Annotated in this window: 25 protein-coding genes; all 25 read right to left on the bottom strand. The window is 48.9% G+C overall.

Going from position 1 to position 23,220, the window contains the following annotated elements; translation table 11 throughout:
- Positions 1-110 precede the first annotated feature (110 nt).
- The gene (locus SD53_RS11455; RefSeq protein ID WP_046520374.1) at positions 111-599 is read right to left on the bottom strand and encodes a DUF2802 domain-containing protein; all 489 of its coding nucleotides are present in this window, start codon (positions 597-599) and stop codon (positions 111-113) included.
- A complete protein-coding gene (locus SD53_RS11450; protein WP_046520373.1) occupies positions 599-1,093 on the bottom strand; it encodes a chemotaxis protein CheW in 495 nt (164 codons plus the stop codon). Before SD53_RS11450 ends, SD53_RS11455 begins: the two co-directional genes overlap by 1 nt.
- Before the next feature lie 40 nt (positions 1,094-1,133).
- A complete protein-coding gene (locus SD53_RS11445; RefSeq protein WP_046520372.1) occupies positions 1,134-1,880 on the bottom strand; it encodes a chemotaxis protein CheW in 747 nt (248 codons plus the stop codon).
- Position 1,881: 1 nt separating this feature from the next.
- Complete coding sequence (locus tag SD53_RS11440; RefSeq protein WP_046520371.1) at positions 1,882-2,661, bottom strand: ParA family protein; 780 nt, start codon at positions 2,659-2,661, stop codon at positions 1,882-1,884.
- Between the two features lies 1 nt (position 2,662).
- Entirely contained in the window at positions 2,663-3,655 is a 993-nt protein-coding gene (locus SD53_RS11435) for a flagellar motor protein MotB (protein WP_046520370.1), read from the bottom strand.
- Positions 3,656-4,399, bottom strand: coding sequence for a flagellar motor protein (locus tag SD53_RS11430; RefSeq protein WP_046520369.1), 744 nt, complete (start codon positions 4,397-4,399; stop codon positions 3,656-3,658). It lies immediately after the preceding gene.
- Positions 4,392-5,588: a protein-glutamate methylesterase/protein-glutamine glutaminase gene (locus tag SD53_RS11425; protein ID WP_046520368.1), complete on the bottom strand. Its 1,197-nt coding sequence runs from the start codon at positions 5,586-5,588 to the stop codon at positions 4,392-4,394. Before SD53_RS11425 ends, SD53_RS11430 begins: the two co-directional genes overlap by 8 nt.
- Before the next feature lie 11 nt (positions 5,589-5,599).
- Complete coding sequence (locus tag SD53_RS11420) at positions 5,600-7,822, bottom strand: chemotaxis protein CheA (protein ID WP_046520367.1); 2,223 nt, start codon at positions 7,820-7,822, stop codon at positions 5,600-5,602.
- A gap of 15 nt (positions 7,823-7,837) precedes the next feature.
- A complete protein-coding gene (locus SD53_RS11415; protein ID WP_046520366.1) occupies positions 7,838-8,593 on the bottom strand; it encodes a protein phosphatase CheZ in 756 nt (251 codons plus the stop codon).
- A 25-nt stretch (positions 8,594-8,618) separates the two neighbouring features.
- Entirely contained in the window at positions 8,619-8,990 is a 372-nt protein-coding gene (gene cheY / locus SD53_RS11410) for a chemotaxis response regulator CheY (protein ID WP_008898490.1), read from the bottom strand.
- A gap of 54 nt (positions 8,991-9,044) precedes the next feature.
- Positions 9,045-9,764 (bottom strand): RNA polymerase sigma factor FliA, encoded by a 720-nt coding sequence (locus SD53_RS11405; RefSeq protein ID WP_046520365.1) that lies wholly within the window; start codon positions 9,762-9,764, stop codon positions 9,045-9,047.
- Entirely contained in the window at positions 9,761-10,651 is an 891-nt protein-coding gene (locus SD53_RS11400; protein ID WP_046520364.1) for a MinD/ParA family protein, read from the bottom strand. Before SD53_RS11400 ends, SD53_RS11405 begins: the two co-directional genes overlap by 4 nt.
- On the bottom strand, positions 10,644-12,062 hold the full coding sequence (gene flhF / locus SD53_RS11395; protein ID WP_046520363.1) for a flagellar biosynthesis GTPase FlhF: 1,419 nt from the start codon (positions 12,060-12,062) through the stop codon (positions 10,644-10,646). Before flhF ends, SD53_RS11400 begins: the two co-directional genes overlap by 8 nt.
- Positions 12,063-12,072: 10 nt before the next feature.
- Entirely contained in the window at positions 12,073-14,178 is a 2,106-nt protein-coding gene (gene flhA / locus SD53_RS11390; RefSeq protein ID WP_046520362.1) for a flagellar biosynthesis protein FlhA, read from the bottom strand.
- Positions 14,179-14,284: 106 nt separating this feature from the next.
- Complete coding sequence (flhB, locus tag SD53_RS11385) at positions 14,285-15,412, bottom strand: flagellar biosynthesis protein FlhB (protein ID WP_046520361.1); 1,128 nt, start codon at positions 15,410-15,412, stop codon at positions 14,285-14,287.
- A 9-nt stretch (positions 15,413-15,421) separates the two neighbouring features.
- Positions 15,422-16,195, bottom strand: coding sequence for a flagellar biosynthetic protein FliR (gene fliR / locus SD53_RS11380; RefSeq protein WP_046520360.1), 774 nt, complete (start codon positions 16,193-16,195; stop codon positions 15,422-15,424).
- Positions 16,195-16,464 carry a flagellar biosynthesis protein FliQ gene (gene fliQ, locus SD53_RS11375; RefSeq protein ID WP_046520359.1) on the bottom strand — a complete coding sequence of 90 codons (270 nt, stop codon included), beginning with the start codon at positions 16,462-16,464 and terminating at the stop codon, positions 16,195-16,197. Before fliQ ends, fliR begins: the two co-directional genes overlap by 1 nt.
- Positions 16,461-17,207, bottom strand: a complete 747-nt coding sequence (gene fliP / locus SD53_RS11370) for a flagellar type III secretion system pore protein FliP (protein ID WP_046520358.1) — start codon at positions 17,205-17,207, stop codon at positions 16,461-16,463. Before fliP ends, fliQ begins: the two co-directional genes overlap by 4 nt.
- A 1-nt stretch (position 17,208) precedes the next feature.
- On the bottom strand, positions 17,209-17,634 hold the full coding sequence (gene fliO / locus SD53_RS11365) for a flagellar biosynthetic protein FliO (protein ID WP_052749356.1): 426 nt from the start codon (positions 17,632-17,634) through the stop codon (positions 17,209-17,211).
- The gene (fliN, locus tag SD53_RS11360) at positions 17,634-18,023 is read right to left on the bottom strand and encodes a flagellar motor switch protein FliN (RefSeq protein WP_046520357.1); all 390 of its coding nucleotides are present in this window, start codon (positions 18,021-18,023) and stop codon (positions 17,634-17,636) included. The genes fliO and fliN overlap by 1 nt, the downstream gene beginning before the upstream one ends.
- Before the next feature lie 2 nt (positions 18,024-18,025).
- On the bottom strand, positions 18,026-19,114 hold the full coding sequence (gene fliM / locus SD53_RS11355; RefSeq protein WP_046520356.1) for a flagellar motor switch protein FliM: 1,089 nt from the start codon (positions 19,112-19,114) through the stop codon (positions 18,026-18,028).
- Between the two features lie 12 nt (positions 19,115-19,126).
- Complete coding sequence (fliL, locus tag SD53_RS11350; protein WP_046520355.1) at positions 19,127-19,654, bottom strand: flagellar basal body-associated protein FliL; 528 nt, start codon at positions 19,652-19,654, stop codon at positions 19,127-19,129.
- A 147-nt stretch (positions 19,655-19,801) separates the two neighbouring features.
- Entirely contained in the window at positions 19,802-21,685 is a 1,884-nt protein-coding gene (locus SD53_RS11345) for a flagellar hook-length control protein FliK (RefSeq protein ID WP_046520354.1), read from the bottom strand.
- 123 nt (positions 21,686-21,808) lie between these two features.
- The gene (gene fliJ / locus SD53_RS11340; RefSeq protein WP_046520353.1) at positions 21,809-22,249 is read right to left on the bottom strand and encodes a flagellar export protein FliJ; all 441 of its coding nucleotides are present in this window, start codon (positions 22,247-22,249) and stop codon (positions 21,809-21,811) included.
- Positions 22,250-22,252: 3 nt separating this feature from the next.
- On the bottom strand, positions 22,253-23,220 hold a 968-nt coding region (locus SD53_RS11335), incomplete at its 5' end, for a FliI/YscN family ATPase (RefSeq protein ID WP_046520352.1).

The raw sequence follows: 23,220 nt of genomic DNA, 5'->3' as shown, positions 1-23,220 counted from the left end.
AAAACTCATCGCATTTTCTATAAGGCAAACAGAAGGAAATAAAAATGCAACATGGTGTAACAGTAAAAACCAATTGAATTGACAAGCAATCCAAAGTGATAACAGTCAGCTTATTTAGGCTGTTTGTGAAGATTAAAAAGCAGTTCGGCTTCGGCCTGGGGTAATTCACATTCGAGCATAATTTCGTCCAGACTAGCCCCCATCTGAACCATCTTCATGGCCCTACTGTAAATTTTTGATTCCGGATCAAACAAATGCAAAGATTTTTGTTGCTCAGCAAGTTCAGCCACCTGCTGCATACCTTGTCCTAAATGACTTTCCAGACTGAGCACACGTTGTCCCACACCAATGACGGTGGAACGCAGCTCTTCAATATCCTGATAGCAGCGTTTTAACTGTTGCGTCTGCTGTTCCAGTTGTTGCTGTAGCTGTTGGAGATTTTGTTGCTGCTGCCAACTGGCAGCGGCGTTTTCATTGATAATGGCTAGCAGCTTCCGGGCCTGGCGCGAAGCGATAACAGCCATCACCACAGACAGCAATAAAATGGCTGCGATCCCCAGCAGCCATAGCCATGAAAACTCAGTCAGAACATTAGCCATTAAATACTACGGATCTCTTCCCATTCATCGTCGGACAGTAACTTATTCAGATCGACCAGGATCAGCAACTCTCCATCGCGGTTCGAGACGCCCTGAATAAACTTGGCACTTTCGTCTGTACCCACGTTTGGTGCTGTATCAATTTCAGATTGTTTCAGATACACCACTTCAGCCACGCTGTCGACCATGATCCCTATAACCTGACGCTCGGACTCGATAATCACAATACGGCTGTTGTCTGTCACTTCGGAAGGAGGTAAACCAAAACGGGCACGGGTATCAATCACAGTAACCACATTACCACGCAGGTTGATAATGCCCATCACATAATCCGGTGCGCCAGGGACAGGAGCTATGTCGGTGTAGCGCAACACTTCCTGCACCTGCATCACGTTTATACCGTAGGTTTCTTCCTGCAGTTTAAAAGTTACCCATTGCAGCACTAAGTCTGTGACTTCTTTTGATTTAGCGGATTGTGCTGTTAAATTACTCATGCCGAGCTCCTACCCAAAAGTTAAATTCTTTACGATTCAATCAGTGTTGGCTGTTCATTCCCTTTGCCAATAGGGCAATCAGGGCATCGACATCCAGCAAAGCACACATATGTTGTTTAATTAAACCAGCGAGCCATGGCCTTTTGCCTTCGGTTTCCCGCCACTTCACGTCATCTTGCTCTAACGCAATGGTGTTAACTAACGTATCACAAGCCAGGCCCCAATGGCTATTGCCCAGCATAATAACATATTGATAGTTTAGCTTTTCTGCCAGTCCCTGATCATATTTTTCTGGCATCACCCAAAGTGCAGTGTCGACCACATTAATTTTTTGCTCGCGGTAGAGCATCACACCTTTGAGCCATTCTGGCTGACCAGGCAAAGACTTGATCGGCATAATTTTATGAATACCGCCGAGCGCTTTCAGAGGTAGGGCAACTTTTAAACCCGCCACCGTAAAAAACAGCGCCTGAAAACGACCTTTTCTGTAGTCTTTTACCACAGGCGCAGCAGCTTTGACTGCAGGAGCCTGCGCTGTAACCTGCACTTGTTCGATTACAGGAGTGACAGGCGCAACAGCAGCAGCTTTCACAACCGGAGCTGTCACTGGTGCTACAACTACAGGTTTGGCGCTCACAGCGGCTTTCACAGGTGCTGATACCGGAGCCAGCAGTTCATTCAGTTGCTGTTTCTTTGCGTCCTGAATAGGCGTCTCGACCACATCATCTGTCAATAAAGCATTTAAGTAATGCTTCATGACTTTTTGGCTGGCTTGCAAATCGCTCATCTTAGTTCTCCGGCGCTAACTGGAGTAAATAGGTCAGCAAGGTATTGTAAGCAAAAACCCCACGCGATTTGGGTGCGAAGACCGGAGGAGGAGTCTGAGCTAAACTGGCATCACGGAATTTAGTGTCTATAGGTATAACGGCCGACCAGACTCTGTCCTGATACTGAGCTTTTAATGCTTTATAAGCATCCAGCGACGCCTTGGTTCTTTTATCGTACATAGTCGGGATAATGGTAAACGCATAATCCTGCGGTGACGAACTGTGCATCAGTTGCATAGTCGCAATCATCCGATCCAGGCCTTTTAAAGCCAGAAACTCGGTTTGCACCGGGATCAGAATGCGATCACAGGCGGCCATCGCATTGACCATCAGCACACCTATCACAGGAGGGCAGTCAATCAGCACATAGTCGTAATCGTTTTCTATTTTTTGCAGAGCCTTTTTCAGAATAAGACCCATCCCCCCTTGTTGACCATGAGAGCGGTCTAGGGTGGCCAGCGCCATAGAGGTAGGCAAAATATCCAGATTCGGCATACCGCTTGGACACATGGATTGCAAAATTTCTTCACCGGTAATGTCTTTACCGCGCAGGAAAATATCGTACACACTGACTTCAAGCTCTTCAGCATCAATACCAAAGTAGTAGGTCAAAGAACCATGAGGGTCTGTGTCGATCAGTAAAACACGATGACCACGCTGTGCAAGCAAAGCGCCTAAGGTTACGGTAGTGGTCGTTTTGCCAACCCCACCCTTTTGATTTGCGATAGTCCAAACAACCAATTTACTGTTCCCGCTGTTGTATAGGTGGTTCTTCTTCGCCTGGTTCCGGCGGTCTGGTTGTGATCCTTATCCCACCGTGAGGTAAGCGGATCACCCGTATTTTGTTTTGCTCTTGCTCTACAGCCTGTTCGGCTGCTTCTTCGGTCGCACTTTGTGCCTGCACCGGTTCAGCTATTGGTTTTGCCACTGGCTCGTAGGCATATTTTGACAGAGCTATCACCACTTTGCGGTTCTGGCTGCGTCCCTGAGCTGTGGTATTTTCGGCAAAAGGAGCATATTGCCCATAGCCCTCGATAGCCATTCGCTCTGGTGCCACACCGGACTGCTCCAATAAGCGGACTATAGACGCCGCTCTGGCAACCGACAATTCCCAGTTTGACGGAAATTGTTCAGTGCGAATGGGCACTGAGTCAGTATAACCCCGCACCCGGATAAAATTGTTGGTCTGCTCCAGGATAGTTGTCAGTTCCGTCATGACAGCAGAAGCCGAACTGGTAGAGACGGCACTACCGCTACTGAACAATAAACCACTGTTCAGTTCAAGGGTCAGCCAGTCATCCTGCAGTGTGACCTTCGCCAGGCCTGATTCCACCAGACTGCGCAAAGCTCTGTTGATCTCTTTTTGTACCGCAACTAAAGGACTACCCAATTTTGTCCTGTCAATTAGTTCCAGTTTAGCGTTGTCTGCCAATAAAGTCGGCCCTGTCGCCTGTTCTAATCCAGAGCCATACAATTCAAAATCGCTCTGAGGATAGATATCGGGTTGCACAGACTGCCCCTGAATGCCCTTCTCCTGCTGGTCTGTCGCTTCAATAAACACCTTTGAGATGGTGTCCTGCAATTTACTGAACTGCTCTTTCTCCATGGTCGCCATCGAATACAACACCACAAAAAGCGCAAATAACAGGGTCATATAGTCGGCGTAGGATACGAGCCAACGTTCTGTATCTGATTTATCCGCTTCTGCAGCGGCAGAACGGCGTGGCCTGTACATTTAATCTGCCCTATAGGCCTGAAGTTTGGACTCCACGCTACGCGGATTTTCTCCCAGCGCGATAGAACACAAACCTTCAATCACCATCGAATGAAACAGAGCGCGCTCTTCAACCAGTACTCTGATCTTGTTAAACACAGGGATAAATACAAAATTAGCCAGACCGACACCATAGATGGTTGCAACAAAAGCTGTGGCTATACCTTGTCCTAATTCATCCGGGTTCGAGATGTTGGACAACGCCAGAATCAGGCCAAGCACAGCGCCAACTATACCTATAGTCGGACTATAACCGCCCATAGCTTCAAACACTTTAGCGGCGCGTAGCAAGCGCTCTTTTTCCAGATGCAGCTCAGCATCCAGAATATCCTGCAGCACTTTGGCTTCGGTGCCATCGACAAGCAAATTTAAACCACGTCTGAGCAGCGGCTCTTCTTCGTTCAGCGCATCAGACTCTAACGACAAAAACCCCTGTAGACGCGCCGCATGCCCCCACTGAGTCATACGTTCAATGGTACGGTCAAAGTCGAGCTTTGGTGGTTTTATCACCCAGGGTAATAAACTCATCCCCAAACGAAACTGTGAAGCAGGGCTTTGGATCAGTACAGCGCCAAAGGTGCCACCAAACACGATACAAAAAGCCGGCCAATGCAACAAAGTAAACACATCGCCGCCTTCCTGGCTGAATCCACCCACTATGGCCACTACAACGATCAGAATGCCGGCAAGAGTAAGCTTATCCATGACCTACTTCAGCAATAATACGAGCTGCTACTTCTGACAAGGCTACTTCAACATCAGTTAAACCCGCTGCTGTGACTGCCTGTGGCATGCCATAGACCACACAACTGGCCTCGTCCTGCGCCCAGATCCTGGAACCGGACTGCTTCAATAAACGAGCGCCTTCCCGGCCGTCAGACCCCATGCCGGTCAGTACTATGGCCAGCACTTTGTCGTTAAAAACCTTGGCTGCTGTGCCAAAAGTGATGTCAACGCTGGGCTTAAAGGTAATACGCGGAGAATCATCCTCCCGCACCCGCAATCTGGCCTGATGTTCGGTACCATCGAGCAGCATTTGTTTACCGCCTGGCGCCAGATAAGCCACACCGGGGCGCAATACATCGTTGTCGGCAGCCTCTTTCACTTCAATCTTGGCTAAACCATTTAACCTGCTGGCAAAAGCGCCGGTAAAGGCTGCTGGCATATGCTGAATCAGCACAACAGGCAAAGGAAAATTCGCTGGTAAAGCAGTAATAATCTGCTGCAGCGCGACCGGTCCCCCCGTAGAGGTGCCAATGGCAACCAATTTATAATGCTTACCACTGGGTTCAAACGGAGCACTGCGCTGTGGGTCGGCCCGCTCAGCAGCCCTGTTTTGCAATTCAGCCCGCTCGGCTAATGCTTTGGCCGCCAGGCTTTGCGCTAAAGGTGCTCTGGTAGTTACCGTTGCAGCGCTGGCTGCGGCAGGTGGCGCAGGGCGGGATGCGAATGACGAAGTTGCAGATCCGGATACACTGGACGGTCGGCTGATCACTCTGCGTCTGGCTACTGTCTTGACTCGCTGGCGCAGCACATCAGCCGCTTCAGCTTTATCGCGGGCAATATCCTCGAATTTTTTCGGCAGAAAATCGATAGCACCAGCTTCCAGCGCATCTAAAGTCGCCTTGGCCCCTTCATGAGTCAAAGACGAAAACATCAGAATAGGAGTGCGCTGAACCTTTAAGATCTCACGCACCGCAGAAATACCATCCATGACCGGCATTTCAATGTCCATCGTGATCACGTCTGGTCGCAAGGCTAAGGCTTTTTCCACCGCCTCTTTCCCATTATTGGCGGTGGCAATGACCTCTAACTCGGCATCCTGACTCAGTATTTCCGTCAGACGGCGACGGAAAAAACTGGAGTCATCAACAACTAATACCCTTATGGTCATAGGTCACTCTCTTAAGCTGAGAATTTGTCAAAGCGATCAAATTTGATTTTAGAACGTTTGGCATAATGCTTCAGCAGGTTAGGCACGTCCAGGATCAGCGCGATACCGCCGTCTGAAGTGATAGTAGCGCCCGCCATACCCGGAGTGCCTTGCAATAAAGCATCCAAAGGCTTAATCACTACCTCTTCCTGACCAATCAGAGAGTCCACCACAAAACCAATTTGTTGAGTACCGATTTGTACTATCACCACATGGCCTTGTTCACGACGTATTTTCTTACTTGAACCTTTCACCAGCCAGTGCTCGAGATAAAACAGCGGAATGGCTTTGTTGCGCACGACAATAGTCAACTGACCGTCGACATTGTTGGTTTTGGCTAAGTCCAGATGGAAAATTTCATTGACCGTAGCTAGTGGTAATGCAAAGGTTTGCTCGCCGACAACCACCATCAGAGTTGGCAGTATAGCCAGCGTCAGCGGCACCTTAATTTCTAATAAAGTGCCCTGTCCCAGTTTGGAGTGAATATGCACAGTGCCGTTGAGTTGGGTGATTTTGGTTTTCACCACGTCCATACCCACGCCACGGCCAGAAATATCAGAAATTTGCTCTTTGGTGGAGAAGCCTGGCGCAAAAATCAGATTAAAGGCCTCAGTATCAGACATCCGGGCTGCGGCATCCGGCTCCAGCACACCCCGTTTGATGGCGATAGCTTTCAACTTTTCCGGATCCATACCGGCACCGTCGTCCTGAATGGTCAGTAAAATATGATCACCGGCCTGAGAGGCCGCTAACCGAACCTGACCTGTGCGAGGCTTGCCCGCTTTCACCCGGACATCCGGCATTTCAATCCCGTGATCCACCGAGTTACGCACTAAGTGGACTAATGGGTCGGCCAACGCTTCCACCAGGTTTTTATCTAAATCGGTTTCTTCGCCTTCCAGCTCCAGGTTAATGTCCTTTTGCAGCGAACGGGCTAAGTCACGAACAACCCGTGGGAAACGACCAAATACCTTCTTAATCGGCTGCATCCGGGTTTTCATCACAGCGCCTTGCAAGTCAGCGGTGACGACATCCAGATTCGCAATAGCTTTGCTCATTTCTTCATTTTGTGCTGAGCCCGACAAACTGACCAGACGGTTACGTACCAGTACCAGTTCACCCACCATATTCATGATCTGATCCAAACGTTTGGTATCAACCCGAACTGTGGTTTCAGGCTGGTTTGCCGCCGCTTTCGGATCGGCGTCCGGATCTTTGGGCGCTGCAGCGACAGGTGCTGCTTTTGGCGTCGCTGCCGCAGTCGCCGCTGCTGGCGTTGCGGCCTTAGCTGGCTCAGGAACTTTGGCTGCAGGTGGTGTTTTCGCAGCAACTTCGGCTGGGCCTACAGGCGCTTTGCCTTTGCCATGTAATTCATCCAACAGCGATTCAAACTCGTCTTCGGAGATATCGTCACCTGCTGTTGCTTGCGTTTTTTCTTCTGGTTTGGCAGGGGCTTTTTCCGACGCTTTAGCGGCCACTTCACCAGGGATAAAAGAACCATGGCCGTGTAGCTGATCTAAAATAGCTTCAAATTCATCGTCGGTAATATCTTCGCTGGCCGTTTCCTTGGTTGCGGGTGGCGGCAGATTCGCTGAGGTATCACGGCCCGGAGCGCCTTTACCATGCAGTTCATCCAGTAAAGACTCAAATTCATCTTCACTGATTTCGTCGATCGAGGACGAGCTCTCCACCGCAGGAACCGCAGCAAATTCGACGACTGCATCAAATTCTTCCATGCTGATTTCAGGTTCTGGCTCTGGTTCAGGTGCTGCAGCGGCCGCATGCTGAGCCAGTTCGTCTTCAGACTCTGGCATACTCAGACGGTGTAAGGCATCAATAATGGCGGGATCGGCTGGTGTCAGAGGCTCGCGGTTTTGCACATCAGCAAACATCGCATTGACCGCATCCAGCGCCTGTAAAATAACATCCATTAATTCCGGTGTGACACGACGTTTGCCGGTACGCAGAATATCGAACACGTTTTCGGCGCCATGACAGGCATCCACTAACTCTGTCAGCGATAAAAATCCAGCGCCACCTTTGACAGTGTGGAAACCACGGAAAATGGCATTTAATAAATTTGCGTCATCCGGATTATTTTCCAGCTCAACCAACTGCTCTTGCAGCAGTTCAAGGATCTCGCCGGCTTCGACTAGGAAATCCTGTAAAATATCCTCATCTAAATCAAAGCCCATGCTACAGCTCCCCTTTTAGAAACCTAAACTTGATAATAGATCGTCCACATCATCCTGACCTGTCACTACATCATCACGCTCTGCGGCGTCGATGATAGGACCTTCAGCTTCGTGGCCTGCTTTTGGTTTTTTCGATACGGCCGCAGGACGCTCTTCCATACTCAGATTGGTTTGGCCAAAGGCTGTTAATAAACCAATTAAGCTGTCTTCGACTTCCCGGACCAATTCAATCACGCGACGTAATATCTGCCCTGTTAAATCCTGATAATCCTGAGCCATTAAGACTTCGGTCAGCAGTGCATGTAAGGTAGCAGAGTTTCCGGTGGCCTGATGCAAAAAGCCGTCAAGATTGTGGCATAACGTCTTGAACTCTCCGACTTTTAAGTCGCGACTCATCAGCTTTTGCCATTTTGGTAAAATAGATTGCAACTGGGTATTGAGTTCATCCGCGATAGGAAGACAGTTTTCGACCGCATCCATGGTTTTGTTCGCGGCTTGCTCAGTCATATCAATAACATGATTCAGCCGTTTTTTTGCATCCGGAATATCATCTTCCAGCAAAGAACTTAAGGACGGGTCAATTTGGAAGCTTTTTAGCGAGTCGTGCAGTTGCCGGGTTAGTTTTCCAACCTCGGCAAATAACTCGGAGGAGCCCGGTACAGCCAGCTGTTGCACCAGTTCGTTTGCGGCTTCAGTTTCACCGAATTCCAGTAATTGAACCAGTTCACGGGCTTGCTCTAAAGAAATCAAGGGTGCCGTAGCTACAGACATGGTGTACTCCTTTGTCAGTTACGGTTTAACCCAGGCGTTCAAATACTTTAGCCAGTTTTTCCTGTAAGGTTGCAGCAGTAAAAGGTTTGACTATGTATCCATTCACACCCGCCTGTGCAGCGGCGATGATTTGTTCCTTTTTTGCTTCCGCAGTAACCATCAACACAGGAATATGCTTCAGTTTAGCGTCAGCACGAATTGCACGTAACAAATCGATACCCTGCATGCCTGGCATGTTCCAGTCTGTAACTACAAAATCAAAATCACCGTTTTGCAGCATAGGTAAGGCGGTGCTGCCATCGTCGGCTTCTGAGACGTTGGTAAAGCCAAGATCTCTTAACAGGTTTTTTATAATGCGTCTCATGGTTGAGAAATCATCAACCACAAGAATTTTCATATTCTTATCCAAAATCCCCTCCGGTGAGAGCCCAAGCTGGACTAACTCAAACTATTACAACCAATCCTGCATCCTGGAGCGCAAGCGCACCAGCGCCTGACTATGAATCTGACTGACCCTGGACTCGCTGACATCCAGCACAGCGCCAATCTCTTTCAAATTTAGTTCGTCATTATAATACAGCGACAACACTATCGCTTCTCGCTCCGGTAAGCTACTGATATTTTTTATCAACGCCTGTTGAAATGCATCAGTTGCCTGTTGTTCGTACAAATGATCATCATCTTTATCATTTGCCGTCACTAACACATCATCAGAGATGCCCAGATCTTCGATACCAATAATGCGACCACTGCTGGCGTCACTGAGCATATGATGATACTCATCTAAAGATATATCAAGTTTTTCAGCAACTTCACTATCTTTTACATCACGACCCAGTTCGGATTCAAGCTCGGCAATAGCTTCTGCTATCATGCGGGAATTGCGGTGAACAGAGCGCGGCGTCCAGTCGCCCCGACGGATTTCATCGAGCATAGAGCCACGGATACGAATACCGGCGAAAGTTTCAAAGCTGGCCCCTTTACTGCCATCAAAGTTTTTCGCCGCTTCAATCAAGCCTATCATGCCGGACTGAATTAAGTCGTCCACTAACACACTGGCCGGTAAGCGGGCTAACAGATGGTAGGCAATGCGCTTTACCAAAGGTGCATGCCGTTCCACCATTTGTGTCAAATGATCAGCGGCGCCGTAGGCCGCGAGTTTACTATTCAAACCAGACCTCTCGCTTCAGGTTGGTGTACCAGTTGCTCCAGAAAAAATTCCAGGTGCCCTGAGGCAACAGGTGGTACAGGCCACTGTATTGCACGGGTAGCCAGGGTGCGAATTGCCAAAGAAGCTGGAGTTTTTGGAAAAGCGTCGACAAAAGCTTTTTGTTTGCGCGCCGCTTTTCTGACATTTTCATCAAAAGGAATAGTGGCCACCAGCTCCAGACTGACATCTAAAAAACGGTCTGTTACCCGGCTTAACTTCGCAAACAACTCCTGCCCTTCTTTTAAACTGCGTACCATGTTGGCAACAATTTTAAAGCGTTGCACACCATGTTCACGACTCAAAATTTTCATTAAAGCATAGGCATCTGTAATGGACGACGGTTCGTCACACACCACCACCAGCACGTCTTGTGAAGCACGGGAAAAACTCAGCACCATGTCAGAAATACCAGCGGCGGTATCGACCAGTAAAATATCAAAACGGGTGCGCATTTCGCTAAAAGCACGGATAAGACCAGCATGTTCGACTGGCTTTAATTCGGTCATCGATTGAGTGCCCGAAGTTGCAGGGACAATTTTAATACCAAATGGGCCATCAATCAGAATATCGTCCAGTTCAGCTTCGCCGGACAACACATGAAATAAATTTTTCTGGACACGAAGCCCCAGCATGACGTCACAGTTCGCTAACCCCAGGTCAGCGTCCAGCACTAATACCTTTTTGCCAAGCTGAGACATCGACATAGCAAGATTCAGCGTCACGTTGGTTTTGCCAACGCCCCCTTTCCCGCCTGTCACGGCTATGACTTTCACTATTTGTTGTTGCTGTTGTTGCTTCATTCGTCTCAGGCCACTGGCTTGATCATCATTCATCGGAAGATTATGCATAGGTTCCTTCCACCCGGGCCGTCGTATCTGCATACCACTGATAGCCCGTACTACTGTTAGAGATCCGTAACTGCTCTGCCTTGGCAACCATTGTTTTCGCATCAGCCATTTCGATGTCTTCAGGAACCCGTTGGCCCTGAGTCAAATAACTGACCGGCAACGCATTTTGTATTGCCACGTTAATGATTTCTCCCAAACTTAAGCATTCATCAAGTTTGGTGAAAATACAACCCGCTAATGGAATACGTTTGAAATGTTCAACGGTTTCCTGCATCACGCGAGCTTGGGATGTTGCAGACAATACCAGATAACTTTTTATTTTGACACGCGAATTATGCATTAAAGACGCAAGTTTTTCAGCAAGACGGACGTCGCGCTGACTCATACCCGCGGTGTCGATCAGAATGAGTTTACGTTGTTGTAACTGATTTAACAGTGTCGCTAACTCTTCGCTGTCTTTCACCTGCTTCACCGGACACCCAATAATACGGCCGAAGGTGGCTAACTGCTCGTAGGCACCAATGCGGAATGAATCGGTTGTGATTAAGGCCACCTGATCGGCACCATGACGTTTGGCAAACTGAGCCGCCAGTTTAGCTACAGTAGTGGTTTTGCCCACACCTGTAGGACCAACCAGAGCCACAACGCCACCACGACGCATAATATCGTCGTTGGTGGTAATCAACTGGCCGGTTAACAACTCTAAGGCACTGTCCCAGGCCTCGGCATCATTGATATCCTCAGGCATAAAACAGGCAATTTGATCAGCCACAGGCTCGGACAACCCCAGATCCAGTAACTTTTCGATCACCAGAGCGCGCACAGGTTCACGACGGGCTAAATCCTGCCACATCAAACCTGAGACCTGATGTTGCAACAGTTGTTTCATTGATGACATTTCACTGCGCATCGCATCGAACTGTTTTTGCATCAGTTTGGCTTGTTGCTCCTGATAACGGGTCAGTTCGCTCAAATTCACCGCAGTGGTGCCGGAAGATTGACGTTCGTTGTCAGAAGGTGTTGAATTTGCAACCGAAAATAGTGCACTGGTGGCCGCCGCGGTTTTTGCAGCCGCCATTTTATTGGCAGAAGCGGCTTGGGTGGCTGCGGGTTGTTTGCTGATTTGACGGGCCAACAAGGCTTGCAGAGAATCGGCTGGCGCCTGCTCTGGTTCATCATCGACTTTGATATTCAAACGACTGCCTACCGCAGCTTGCGCGGCAGGTTGGGCTTTCGCAGCAGGTTCAGCCTTGGCCACTGTTGGCGCGGCTTCCGGGTCTATGGCCGCTACTATTTCAACGCCGCCGGCCACTTTTTTATTCGACAGAATAATGGCATCAGGGCCTAAAAACTCTTTGACCTCTGTCAGAGCGGTACGCATATCTTTGGCAACAAAGCGTTTGATTTTCATAGCTTAACTCCTAATTCGACTGGCCTACCACACTGACAATCCGGATTTGTTTGTTGTCAGGGATCTCTTGGTAGGACAAAACCCGTAATCCTGGAATACTGTACTTCACGAATCGTGCCATAACTGATCGCAGAATACCGGAAGTTAATAAAACCGCGGGCTCACCAGCTAATTCCTGATTTTGAGAGGCAGTAGCTAAAGACTGCTGGATCCGCTCTGCAAGGCCAGGCTCAATGCCTGCGCCGTCGTTACCCGCTGATTGCATTGATTGATGTAACATCTGCTCTAAATCAGGCGCAAAGGTGATCACTGGAACTTCTGGCGCACTGCCTACTACTTCCTGAATAATCAGTCGTTTTAACGCCACACGACAGGAGGCCGTTAACACGTCAACATCCTGACTCTTCGAGCCATAGTCGACCAGAGTTTGCACTATGGTGCGCATATCACGGATAGGCACGCCTTCATGCAACAGATTCTGCAGCACTTTCACCACCACAGTCAGCGGTAAGGTATCTGGTACTAACGCATCGACCAGTTTAGGGGACGATTTTGCCAGCATATCCAGCAGATTCTGCACTTCCTCATGCCCCAGCAATTGAGCCGCATTATTGGTTAAAATCTGGCTTAAATGGGTCGCCACCACTGTTGCCGCATCCACCACGGTATAACCCAGAGTTTGCGCGTGTTCGCGCTGATTTTTTGCTATCCAAACCGCTTCTAAACCAAAAGCAGGGTCTTTCGTGGCTATCCCTTTGACTGTGCCAAATACCTGACCTGGGTTAATCGCCAGCTCATTGTCATGCCGCAGCTCGGACTCGCCAGTCGTCACGCCCATCATAGTGACGCGATAGGTGTTCGGCTCTAAATCCAGGTTGTCACGGATATGCACTGCCGGAATCAGGAAACCGAGCTCCTGCGATAGTTTTTTCCGAACCCCTTTAATACGGGTCAGCAATTCGCCGCCTTGCGCTTTATCAACCAGCGGGATCAGGCGATAGCCAACTTCCAGGCCTATAGTGTCGACCGGCTGCACATCGTCCCAGCCAATCTCTTTGACAGGGGCCATCTCGACCGGTGTGGTCAGCTCGGCTTTTTTAATTGCAGCCGCTTTTTCAGCACTCGGGTTCTCGACCCGGTACAGATAATAAGCCGCCCCCCCCACTATGGCAGCTAAAGTTAAGAAGGCGATATGCGGCATGCCCGGCACTATGCCCATAATGACCAAAATAGCTGTAGCGATGACCAGGACCTTCACATTGCTGAACTGACCCGCCATCTGTGTGCCGAAATCACCTTCTTTGTTTTGACGGGTGACGATGATGGCCGTGCCGACAGATAACAACAAGCCGGGGATCTGAGCCACCAGACCATCACCTATGGTCAGTAAGGTATAGATTTCCACCGCTTCCATAAATGGTAAATCATGCTGCAATACACCGATGACCAATCCGCCGATGATATTGATCACCATGATAACAATACCGGCCATGGCGTCACCTTTGACAAACTTGTTGGCACCGTCCATCGAGCCATAAAAATCAGCTTCTTCGCCAATCTCTTCACGCCGACGACGCGCTTCTTCCGCATCGATAAAACCAGCGTTTAAGTCAGCATCGATCGCCATTTGTTTACCCGGCATAGCGTCGAGGGTAAAACGGGCTGTCACTTCAGATATACGGGCAGCACCAGAGGTAACCACCATCATATTGATGATCACGAGGATGATAAACACCACAAAACCTACCGCGTAGTTGCCGCCTATCACCACTTCACCAAAAGCTTCAACCACTTTACCTGCAGCATCAGGGCCATTGTGGCCTTCCAGTAAAATCACCCTGGTACTGGCGATATTCAAAGTTAACCGCAAAATAGTGGCGACCAGGATCACGCTGGGAAAAATGGCAAAATCAAGAGGCTTTCTGGTGTAGATGGTGATTAAGAGCACCACCAGACCTAAGGTAATATTAAAGGTAAACAGGATATCCAGCATCAATGGAGGTAAAGGCAGCACCACCATAGCAAGCGCTGCCAGGATCATTAACGGCGTGCCAACGCCTTTGGCATAAGACCAAACTTCTGGATTAACGCGGGAAAACATTTGGGTCATCGACATAACAAGCCTGACAAATTACTGACGCTACAGGCTGTTATACAAAAAGCGTTCCATAAAAATGGCGGCTGATCACATTAGCATGTAATCATGTGCTCTGCTTCCATGGTTAGTGGCGGAAATCGTCTGGAATAGGTAAGTCTTTCGCCAGATTTTTCGGGCGTTTCCCTTTGCCTTTTTTGAACATATTCAACTGATAGACATAAGCCAATACCTGCGCCACGGCAGCAAATAATTGTTCCGGAATAGGATGATCCAACTCTGTGGTATAAAAAATAGAACGGGCCAACGCTGGTGACTCCAGCACAGGCACTTTATTTTCTTCGGCTAAACGCCGGATGTATAAGGCCACTTCATCTGCACCTTTAGCCACCACCACAGGAGCCCGGAATTTAGCCTGATCGTACTTCAGCGCTACCGCAAAGTGTGTTGGGTTGGTCACCACCACATCAGCCGTAGGCACTGCAGCTATCATACGGCGACGGGCTGCCTGGTATTGTAAACTACGAATACGGCCTTTGACTCTGGGGTCCCCCTCCGAGTTTTTGTATTCATCTTTTACTTCCTGCAGTGTCATTTTTAATTCTTTATGGTGTTTCCACATCTGATAAGGCGCATCGATAGCGGCTATAACAATCACGCTGAAACAAATACCAAAAAAGGTCCAGGCCAGAATTTCGGCGGATGCAAAAATGTCCTCAGGATTGGTCATCAGCGACAAGGCCATAATGTCGTCAAAGAAGGTGGACAACAACGCAAAAGTTAAGCCACCAATCACCAGTACCTTGGCGATACTTTTAATCAGTTCCACCATAGCCTGCATACCAAACATGCGTTTGATACCGGCCAGCGGGCTCATTTTACTCCACTTAAAACCTACAGCTTGCCAGGTGAAGTTATAACCGCCAATCAGTACGCTGCCGACATAGGCCGCCAGCAAAATCAGCAGGAAAAACTTCAATAACCCCGGAAATAATTCAATTAAAGCTTCGTCCCAGACCGCGAACATCGAATAGGGATTAAAAATGTCTTTTTCGTCCAATGACAACAAACGACGACAGACGTCCAGTACAGAGGCCGCTATTTCTTTGCCAAAAATCAGAATACCGGCACTGCTGCCCACCAACACGGCAAAAGTAGCCAGATCGCGGGAGCGCGCCACCTGACCTTTCTTTCGGGTGTCTTCGAGTTTTTTACTGGTGGGTTCTTCGGTTTTTTCCTGACCTGAGCTTGCCATAAGCGACTCCTAACAGCCAATCAACTTGCAGGTGTATTCGATACCATGCTGCCAGTTCAGGTTAAAATGAAACAAAAAGGTATCCATCGTCAGCCACATAATAAGTAATCCGGCCAACATACTGATCGGCATACCTATAGAGAAGATATTCAACTGTGGTGCAGTGCGGGTTAAAACTCCAAAAGCGATATTGACCACCAGCATAGCGGTTACAGGTGCCAGCGTAATAGCAAGGGCTGTGGCAATGATCCAGCCGCCAAATTCGGCCACTTGCCAGTATTTATTTACGTCCATCCACTGCCCATCAATGGGCAAGGATTCAAAACTGAACACCACCATCTGAAACATAATCAGATGGCCGTCATACACCAAAAATAACAAGGTGGCTAAAATCAGGTAAAACTGACCTATAGCCGGCACAGACACACCGTTGGCCGGGTCCGCCATAGCGGCAAAGCCTAAGCCGGTTTGAGTCGCCAGTATTTGCCCTGCGGTGACAAAAGCCTGCACAAAAATTTGCGAGATAAAACCTATTGCCAATCCAATAATGATTTGCTGGATCATCTGCACCACCAGATTCAGCGACATCAGATTGACATCTTTCACCGGTGGCACCACGGGCATAATCATCACAATAAATGCAGCACAAAATGCCGCTTTCACCCGGGTTGGAATATTTTTGGCACCAAAAGCGACCATGATAAACATCATGGCGGAGACGCGGGCAAAAGGCAGCATAAAATCGGCAATAACCTGAAGGAGCTGCTGCAGTGGGTATTCCATCAACTGACTACCGTTGGAATACTCAGATAAAGCTTTTCGGTGTAATCCATCAGGGTTTGCGTTAACCAATGACCACCGTACATCAGCGCGAGTAATGTCACAATTAAACGGGGTAAGAAGCTTAAGGTTTGTTCGTTGATAGAGGTCGCGGCCTGAAAAATAGACACAATCAGGCCGACAATCAGTGACGGGATAATGGCCATGGAGACAATTAAAATCACCAGCCAAAGTGCGTCGCTTAAGATATCAACAAAAACCTCTGGACTCATGTCCCCACTCCGTAACTGGTGGCTAAGGTCCCCATCACCAGCAACCAGCCATCGACTAATACAAACATCATCAGTTTAAAGGGCAAGGCAATAATCATCGGGGATAACATCATCATCCCCATAGCCATCAAAATACTGGCGACGACTAAATCGATGATCAAAAACGGAATAAAAATCATAAAACCAATTTGAAAAGCGGTTTTCAGCTCACTGGTGACAAAAGCCGGGATCACCACTGTAATGGGTAAATCCGCCACATTATCGACCTTGGGCGTGCCCGCAATTTCAGCAAAAGTTTCTAAATCTTTCATCCTCGTTTGATGCAACATAAAAGCTTTCATTGGCTTTATCGCTTCATCAAAAGCCTGAATCGAGGTCATTTGCTCAGCCAGATAAGGTTGGAGGGCTTTTTGATTCACCTCATCAAACACCGGCGCCATAATAAAGAAAGTCATAAACAAGGTGATACCAATCAATACCTGGTTAGACGGGGACGATTGTAGGCCTATGGCCTGACGTAAAATCGCCAGCACCACGATAATACGGGTAAAACAGGTCATCATAATGACCATGGCCGGGATGAAACTCAGAGCTGTCATCACAGCCAAGACTTGCAGTGTCACACTGTAGTCCTGCGAGCCGTCAGGGTTAGTGGTGACCGATAAAGCGGACAAGCCCCCTCCCTGTTGTGCCAACAGCTCAGGAGAGAAAGCGAACAGAACAAGCGCAATGAATAGCCACATATTAAGATTTCGACTTTTGTTTTTGTAAAAGGGCCTGAAACTGAGAACGCCAGTCTGGCGTTTGTGCCTCGTCCACCAAAGGTTGCTCTAACTCAAACAACATAGAAATTTGCTGCGAGGTCACGCCCAACACACGTTGTTTGCCTTGCACTTCAATCACCAGAATACGTTCACGGGGCCCCAGCATCACCGAACTGACAATTTTGATATGGCTAGACCCTGGTAGTTTAATCGCCAGTTTTTTATACAACCAGGCCAGACCAAACAATAACCCCAGCACTACAATTAAGGAGCCAAACACATTCATAATGGTCATGGCATTGACCCCATTTCCCTGAGGCGTAGGAGTCGCAGCCACTGCTGTTGTCACAGTTTCAGCGACGGCAAAGAGCGGACTTAAGGCTATAGCAACAGACAAGAATCGCATCAGCGCAGCTTCTTTATACGTTCAATCTGACTGATGACATCGGTCAGACGAATACCAAATTTATCGTTCACCACCACCACTTCGCCATGCGCTATTAAGGTACCGTTGACCAGCACATCCAATGGTTCACCTGCCAAACGCTCCAGCTCAACCACAGAACCCTGATTTAACTGCAGCAAATTACGAATACTGATTTTGGCTCGGCCAACTTCCATGGAGATAGTGACCGGAATATCCAAAATGGTATCCAGTTTACGTTTTTCATCGACGGTAAGCGCGGCCGGTTCTTCTTTCAGTTCGTCCAGTTCCACCGCAGTAGCTCCAGCATCACCTTCAGCTTCGGCTAAAGCTGCTGCCCACTCGTCCATGGTATCTTGTTCATTGGCCATTGTTATCTCTCCACAGGTTCAGATAAGTTTAAATCCGCTTCCAGTTCACTGATATCTGCATCGCTGTCCAGGCGGCGGCCACCTTTAGTGAACACATGCATCTCTGATTTCACGGACTCAGGTCGTTTAATTTTTTCGATAATTTTCAACGCGACATTATCGCGGGAGCGTCCCAATTTGGCTCTGTAGGTCGGTAAGTCTTCAATCAAAACCGTAATGTGATCCGGCATTTCGACCGGAATAATGTCGCCCGCCTTCAGGTTCATTAACTGTTCCAGCGTGATATCGACATCCAGCATCTTGGTGGTTAAATCCACTTTGACATCCATGATTTCGTCACGCAGCGCTTTACTCCAGCGTAAGTCGGTGTCTTCTTTATCACTTTGTACACCGGCATCCAGCAACTCACGGATAGGTTCCAGCATCGAATAAGGCAACGCCACATGGAAATCACCACCACCGCCATCGAGCTCGATATGGAAGGAGCTAATCACCACCACTTCAGTTGGGCTGACGATGTTGGCCATAGCCGGGTTAACCTCAGAATCGAGGTATTCAAAGGATACGTCCATCACCGGAGCCCAGGCTTCTTTGTAATCTTCAAAGATCAGCTTCAACAGCATCTGGATGATCCGGCGTTCGGTTGGAGTAAATTCGCGGCCTTCGATTTTGGCGTGATAACGCCCATCCCCGCCGAAGAAGTTATCCACCAGAATAAACACCAGACGAGCCTCCATCGTAATCAGGCCTGTGCCTTTTAACGGACGGAACCGCACCATATTTAAGCTGGTCGGTACGAACAGGGTGTGCACGTATTCGCCAAATTTAATCATCTGCACGCCATTGATCGACACTTCGGCGGTGCGGCGCATCATGTTAAATAAACTGATCCGCATATGACGGGCAAAACGTTCATTGACCATTTCGAGCGTGGGCATGCGACCACGGACGATCCGATCCTGAGAGGAAAAGTCGTATTCAGTCGCGGAACGGCCACGACCGTCGCCACTTTCTTCGACCTCTTCTTCTTCAACGTCATCGACACCATGCAGTAGCGCGTCAATTTCGTCCTGGGACAATAAATCAGTCAAGCTGTTGCTCTCTTATTGCATCACAAAGCCAGTGAACAGTACTTCTTCCACTACTTCACTGCCAGCCACGCCTACTAAGGCTTCCTGCACTTCTTTCAGTGCTTTTTTCTTCAAATTCTCTTTACCTTCGACCGTAATCAATTCTTCGGCATTACTGGTGCTGAAGGTACGTAACAAAGTACTCTCAATCAGAGGAATATGCACTTTGGCTGTTTCTTCATTGTTACTGCCACGCACTAACAACTGCACCTTAATTTGTACCAGACGGTCTTTGGTAGCGCCCGGCACATTAAAAATAAAAGGCCGTGGCATACTGACATACAAAGCTGACCCTTTGTTGGCTGTGGCATTTGGATCGGCTGCCACTGCAGCTTCGGCTGCTCCTGCTTCTGCCGGAGCCGGTTCTGTCGAATCACCAGACATCATCAATACTGCCGCTACAGCGACAATAGCCAGCAGTACCGCTGCACCAATGATGATGATCAGTTTTTTCTTTTTCGCCTGACCGTCAGCAATTTCTAAGTCTTTACCCGCTGCCATGTTTATTCCTTATCCGCTGTGATGAAGTGGTATTATTGACCTTGGCTTTCATCAAAGGCAATCACTAACTGTGCATCTGCCGCTTTTCTGTGCTGCGACACCTTACACCGACGCACAGCATGCTTTGCTGTGAAGCTTTCACCGACGTTAAGCATAATAATCGACAACCCGCTCAGAGACTTTGGGTGGCAAAACAGCAGGTTCTGTCAGTTCTTCTGACACCCCTTGTCCAGTCCCTGCCCCAGGGCCGCCAGCCGTGCGACGCCCTCCTTCCTGGCCTGAAGACGATGGGTTTTGTTGCTGGACCGAGCCCTGACTTAATTCAATGCCTTGCTGCTGCAGCAGTTCCTTAAGTTTGGGCAGTTGTTGCTCCATCAGTTCTTTGGCATGGCCCTGTTGAACCATAAACTGCACTGACATTTGATCCTGCTGCAAACTGATTTTGATCTGCATCGAGCCTAGTTCAGATGGGTCGAGGCGAATTTCAGCGGTATGCACTTTATCTTTGACCATCATCAGCATTTTTTCTTTTAACTGGTTCGATGCCTCTGGCTGGATCAGATTGAGCTTTTGTCCAAGCTGGTCTGCTGCTTTTTGACTGGACTCAGCGACGAATTCACGACCCGATACAGAGATAGCCGAGCTGACTTTCTCCAGATTAGACTTCAACTGGTTACTAAAAGAGTTGGCTTCAGTTCCCGGGGTAGTGCTGGTTTTTTGCTGCTCAACCACTGTCAACAGTGTTTCAGTTGAACCTTGCTGCGAAGCTTCACCAGAGGACGCCCCCTGCTCTGCATGGGTTGCGACCGCAGTTGTTTGAAGTTGTTTTAATAACTCTTCAGTCGTGACTTTCGCTTCTGTCGCAGAGTTTTTGTTCTGCTGCGGCTGCGGCGCTAGTAACGCTGCCGCAGTTTGGGCCTGAACTGAGGGTTTATCATCTGTGGCTGCGGCCTGTGCCGTCAACATGTCGTTGTCCGTGTCGTCATTGCTGCCAGCCGTCTGCCCGCTGCTGACTGTCGCACCCGTGGCGCCTTTCAGTATGACAGCCGCCTGCTCCGATTGAAGCGGAGTTTTGCTCGCTGTGACCAGTGTCAGTTCGATGTCAGTATCAGCCTCAGGTGATTGCAGAGTATCGCTGGTCTGCGTGATCTCAGTCCGTACTTTTACTGGTTTTTCAATATGAGCCATGATTTTGTTTTGATCAGGCCCCGTGTCTTTTTGTACCGTTCGCTTCTGATCCAGCTTGTCTGTGCTTTCTGTTTCGGTATTCTGTGTTGTGCTCAGCTTGGTTAAGCCATGATCTGCCGTCTGGTTTTTTGCCGTTGCTTTATCCGATTGAGTTACAAGTTTTAAAGCGTTCAACTCTTCGGCCGTTAAGTGCTGTTCTGAGTTTTGTTCTGATACCAGCTTTTGCTCTAGCACTACAGGCCCATCTTTTTGCTGCGCAGCCTTCAGTTTGGAGACTACGGCAGCTTCAGCATCGGACAGCTCTGCCGCTGCGTTTTTTTCGTGTTGTTGTTTTGCCTTAGTCCCTTGTAAGCCGGAGTCCTCTGCCACAGAGCCCGCTTTGGCCTCCCCTGCTTCTGCTTTATTCAGGCGCGCCTGCAGACTTTTTGCTTTATCCAGCAAGTTTAACCAGTCCGAATGTTCTGCTTCTACGGCTTCAGTTTGAGCCTCAACGGCTTCAGTTTGGACCTTGACCTTGTCAGAAGCCTCAGACACAAGTTCTTCCGCATCGCCTTGTGCAGACTCTTTGCCGCTGACAGGCTTGTGATCTTGCTGCTCTGAAGCTGCGGTGCTCTGCTCCGACGGAGTTGGTTTATTCTCCTGCAGGTCAGAGGCAGTATTCTGCCGCGTTTTGCTGGAGGTTTTTCCTGGTTTTTCCGACGCTTTGCCATTGACCTCTGCTGCCAGGGTGGCCGCAAAACTTTGATCAGGTTCTGTTGCTGTGTCACCCAACTGGGCAGGCTGCGACTTTGCCGCAGATACAGGCTCAGCGCTGAGCATGGTCATGGATAAGATTTCAGTCATCGGTCACCCCGGTCCAGATGCAAGTGACTCACTTGCTGCTGTTGTTTTTTTTGCCTGTATTGAGCAGACAAAATCTGTTTACACTCGTTCTGATACGAAAGACATACAAAATACGCGCCAAACTTAACTGACTCTGCGGAAAAACTGCTGAGTCGCAATTTCATCCAGCATTTTTTGTTCCTGCCTGTCGGCTTTGCGTTGTATTTCCGCCAACTCACGTTCAATCAGTATTTCCATGGCCTTACGTTTTTTCTGCATGGCCAGCAGTTGCTGTAAACGCTGATCAGCATTGGCTTTAGCCTGTTGCACATACTGTTGCTGCGCTGTTAAAGCCGCGTCCAATTTGCCGATGAAATTCAGATATTGATTAAACTGACGGCTCGCCATGCCTTCCTGACCCCGACTTTGGGTTTGCTGGACGTATTCAATCCGGTAATCTGCCAGGCCCTGATATTTCTGTTGCATCGACTGATAGTTCTGCAGCGCAGCTCTGTACTGCGCCTGCAACTTGTCTTCTTTTTCCTGCTGGACTTTGACCAATAGCTGAAGTTGTGCCAATGCCATAACTTATCGTCCTAAATGGGCAGGTAACAGTTTATCCAGTTGTGTCAGACTTTCGTCATAAGGCACCACTTCTTTCATTTCCTGCTGCAAAAAACCACGGATTTTTGGCATCAGAGTCACGGCCGCATCCAGTTGTGGATCGGCCCCTTTGACATAAGCACCGATAGAAATTAAATCTTTGCTTTGCTGATAAGAGGCATAGAGCTGTTTTACAGCACGGGCCAGTTTTTGATGCTCCATACTGGTCACAGCCGGCATGACCCGGCTGATGGATTTTTCTATATCTATGGCCGGAAAATGACCGCTGTCGGCCAACTGACGTGATAACACTATGTGACCGTCCAGAATAGCGCGTGACGCGTCAGCAATAGGGTCCTGGAGATCATCCCCCTCAGACAACACAGTGTAAAACGCTGTAATAGAGCCCTGACCTGCAGCACCATTACCAGCCCGCTCCACCAGCGCTGGTAATTTGGCAAAAACCGAAGGTGGATAGCCTTTAGTGGCCGGCGGCTCTCCCACAGCCAAGGCAATTTCCCGCTGTGCCTGCGCATAACGGGTAATGGAATCAAGCAGCAGTAAGACATCCAGCCCCTGCTCACGGAAATATTCCGCCACCTGCACCGCAGTTTCACAGCCTTTTAACCGCATTAAAGGCGACACATCGGCAGGAGCGGCTACGACTACGGAGCGTTTGCGCCCCTCTTCGCCCAGAATTTCATCAATAAACTCTTTCACCTCACGGCCCCGTTCACCCACCAGGCCAACCACTATCACATCAGCGGCAGTACCGCGGGTCATCATGCCCAAAAGCACTGACTTACCTACACCAGAGCCTGCAAACAAGCCCATCCGCTGGCCTTTACCGACGGTAATAATGCTGTTGATAGCCCGCACGCCCACATCCAGCGGTGCATGAATAGGTTGGCGTTGCAATGGATTAATCGGAGGCTTTTTCGAACCGCCAAATT

It is taken from the genome of Rheinheimera mesophila, assembly GCF_000986865.1.
In the GTDB taxonomy this organism is placed as follows: domain Bacteria; phylum Pseudomonadota; class Gammaproteobacteria; order Enterobacterales; family Alteromonadaceae; genus Pararheinheimera; species Pararheinheimera mesophila.
The sequence above is the reverse complement of the archived record's forward strand: the minus strand, read 5'-3'. Positions and strand labels throughout refer to the sequence as shown.

Bases quoted from the DNA above. Each gene is read 5' to 3' on its own strand.
- SD53_RS11455 (WP_046520374.1), bottom strand. From the start codon at position 599: ATGGCTAATGTTCTGACTGAGTTTTCATGGCTATGGCTGCTGGGGATC.
- SD53_RS11450 (WP_046520373.1), bottom strand. From the start codon at position 1,093: ATGAGTAATTTAACAGCACAATCCGCTAAATCAAAAGAAGTCACAGAC.
- SD53_RS11445 (WP_046520372.1), bottom strand. From the start codon at position 1,880: ATGAGCGATTTGCAAGCCAGCCAAAAAGTCATGAAGCATTACTTAAAT.
- SD53_RS11435 (WP_046520370.1), bottom strand. From the start codon at position 3,655: ATGTACAGGCCACGCCGTTCTGCCGCTGCAGAAGCGGATAAATCAGAT.
- SD53_RS11430 (WP_046520369.1), bottom strand. From the start codon at position 4,399: ATGGATAAGCTTACTCTTGCCGGCATTCTGATCGTTGTAGTGGCCATA.
- SD53_RS11425 (WP_046520368.1), bottom strand. From the start codon at position 5,588: ATGACCATAAGGGTATTAGTTGTTGATGACTCCAGTTTTTTCCGTCGC.
- SD53_RS11420 (WP_046520367.1), bottom strand. From the start codon at position 7,822: ATGGGCTTTGATTTAGATGAGGATATTTTACAGGATTTCCTAGTCGAA.
- SD53_RS11415 (WP_046520366.1), bottom strand. From the start codon at position 8,593: ATGTCTGTAGCTACGGCACCCTTGATTTCTTTAGAGCAAGCCCGTGAA.
- cheY (WP_008898490.1), bottom strand. From the start codon at position 8,990: ATGAAAATTCTTGTGGTTGATGATTTCTCAACCATGAGACGCATTATA.
- SD53_RS11400 (WP_046520364.1), bottom strand. From the start codon at position 10,651: ATGCATAATCTTCCGATGAATGATGATCAAGCCAGTGGCCTGAGACGA.
- flhF (WP_046520363.1), bottom strand. From the start codon at position 12,062: ATGAAAATCAAACGCTTTGTTGCCAAAGATATGCGTACCGCTCTGACA.
- flhA (WP_046520362.1), bottom strand. From the start codon at position 14,178: ATGTCGATGACCCAAATGTTTTCCCGCGTTAATCCAGAAGTTTGGTCT.
- flhB (WP_046520361.1), bottom strand. From the start codon at position 15,412: ATGGCAAGCTCAGGTCAGGAAAAAACCGAAGAACCCACCAGTAAAAAA.
- fliR (WP_046520360.1), bottom strand. From the start codon at position 16,195: ATGGAATACCCACTGCAGCAGCTCCTTCAGGTTATTGCCGATTTTATG.
- fliQ (WP_046520359.1), bottom strand. From the start codon at position 16,464: ATGAGTCCAGAGGTTTTTGTTGATATCTTAAGCGACGCACTTTGGCTG.
- fliP (WP_046520358.1), bottom strand. From the start codon at position 17,207: ATGTGGCTATTCATTGCGCTTGTTCTGTTCGCTTTCTCTCCTGAGCTG.
- fliO (WP_052749356.1), bottom strand. From the start codon at position 17,634: ATGCGATTCTTGTCTGTTGCTATAGCCTTAAGTCCGCTCTTTGCCGTC.
- fliN (WP_046520357.1), bottom strand. From the start codon at position 18,023: ATGGCCAATGAACAAGATACCATGGACGAGTGGGCAGCAGCTTTAGCC.
- fliL (WP_046520355.1), bottom strand. From the start codon at position 19,654: ATGGCAGCGGGTAAAGACTTAGAAATTGCTGACGGTCAGGCGAAAAAG.
- SD53_RS11345 (WP_046520354.1), bottom strand. From the start codon at position 21,685: ATGACTGAAATCTTATCCATGACCATGCTCAGCGCTGAGCCTGTATCT.
- fliJ (WP_046520353.1), bottom strand. From the start codon at position 22,249: ATGGCATTGGCACAACTTCAGCTATTGGTCAAAGTCCAGCAGGAAAAA.